1 protein-coding gene and 1 pseudogene are annotated in these 1,316 nt (G+C 62.6%); both read right to left on the bottom strand.

The window, feature by feature from the left end; genetic code table 11:
• A pseudogene (locus tag Y706_RS23230) lies at window positions 1-332 on the bottom strand (pyruvate dehydrogenase (acetyl-transferring), homodimeric type); the annotation flags it as partial.
• Window positions 333-549: 217 nt separating this feature from the next.
• Window positions 550-1,281, bottom strand: a complete 732-nt coding sequence (locus Y706_RS0102710; RefSeq protein WP_028275363.1) for a maleate cis-trans isomerase family protein — start codon at window positions 1,279-1,281, stop codon at window positions 550-552.
• Window positions 1,282-1,316: the final 35 nt, after the last annotated feature.

Below are 1,316 nucleotides of genomic sequence, written 5' to 3'. Positions count from 1 at the left end.
ACCATCACGGCGGCATTCCAGCGCAGCCAGGCGCGGTATTTGCGTTCGATCTCTTCATCGCCGGGGAATGCCGCTTCCTGGTCGACCGGGATGGTGTTGACGTAGTCCGTGGTGGTGACCATCGGAACACCCACGGACTGCGCGCCGGCCCGCTGGAGCAGGCTGCGCATAATGTACTGGGCACGTTCGGTGCCTTGTTCCTGAATCAGGGTATCCAGGGACTCCAGCCACTCGGCGGTCTCTTCCGGATCACGATCAGGCAGCTGGTTTGTCAACCCGCTGAGGATATGGGAGGTATCTTCTCCTGCAGCCACGTCCACCTCACTCTTCATCGTTGAATGGTGATCAATATTTTTCATTATGTGGAAAAACTTTCTTGCATTTCGAGATTATCGAGAGAGGCTGGGACGCGTCAACATCAGCGGCGCATCACCGCGGCCCGGCAGTCACAATCGGTTGAAAGGTCGGTACACAAGCCAACGCGGGGTCAGATACGGCCCATAAAGCAGCCCGGCATCGGCCGTATCTGACCCCGCGTTGCCTTGGCGGTCAGACTGAGGTGAGCAGCCTGCCCCACCGCGGGGAGAGCAGCGAGGCGCCGGCCATTTTGAGGCAGTGCCACAGGGTCACGGCCACCGAATCGAGCACGGGAACGCCCATGGCCGCCTCGATTTCCTCCGCGATGTTGGCACCGTAGAGATTGGTGCAGAGGTACACGAGCGCGTCCGGGTTCTGTGCCGCAAGTTCCAGCGATCCGGGCCGCATCTCGGCGTCGGAGACCCGGGCGAATGATTCGTTGTCGCTCAGGCCGAGGAAACGGTGGTCAAGTGTTTTGATCCCGTCCCGTTCGTAGGACGCCACGATCCGTTCGTTGACGTCCTCCGTGTACGGGGTGAACAGCCCGATCCGCTCGGTGCCGAAGGACCGGAAGGCCTCCATGTAGGCCAGTGTGGAGGTGGTGGCGGGAATGCCGGTGGCGTCCTGTATTCCCCTGACGAGTTCGCGGTCGTGATCGGCGCCGAGCCACGATCCTGAAGTGCCGTTCCACGCGATGACGTCGACGTCGGCGGTCGCCAGGATCTCGGCGGCAGCCCGCATTGCCGGGGCATCAAATTGCCGGTCGGAGGAATCGTCGAGGGCGATCCGCGTGACCTGGATCCTGGCGAAGTGGATTGTCACGTCGTCGCGGTCGCCGAGGATCCGGTAGCTTTGCGGCTCGAGGCAGGTGTTGGAGGACGGCACGATCATGCCGATGCGGGTGGGGCGGGTTGCGGAAGGCATGGGTGCTCCTAGCGGGCAGCGGGGTAGACAGCGGC

It is taken from the genome of Arthrobacter sp. I3 (genome assembly GCF_000520575.1).
GTDB classification, from domain to species: domain Bacteria; phylum Actinomycetota; class Actinomycetes; order Actinomycetales; family Micrococcaceae; genus Arthrobacter; species Arthrobacter humicola_A.
This window is presented reverse-complemented; position numbering and strand designations above follow the sequence as displayed.

Bases quoted from the DNA above. Each gene is read 5' to 3' on its own strand.
- Y706_RS0102710 (WP_028275363.1), bottom strand. From the start codon at position 1,281: ATGCCTTCCGCAACCCGCCCCACCCGCATCGGCATGATCGTGCCGTCC.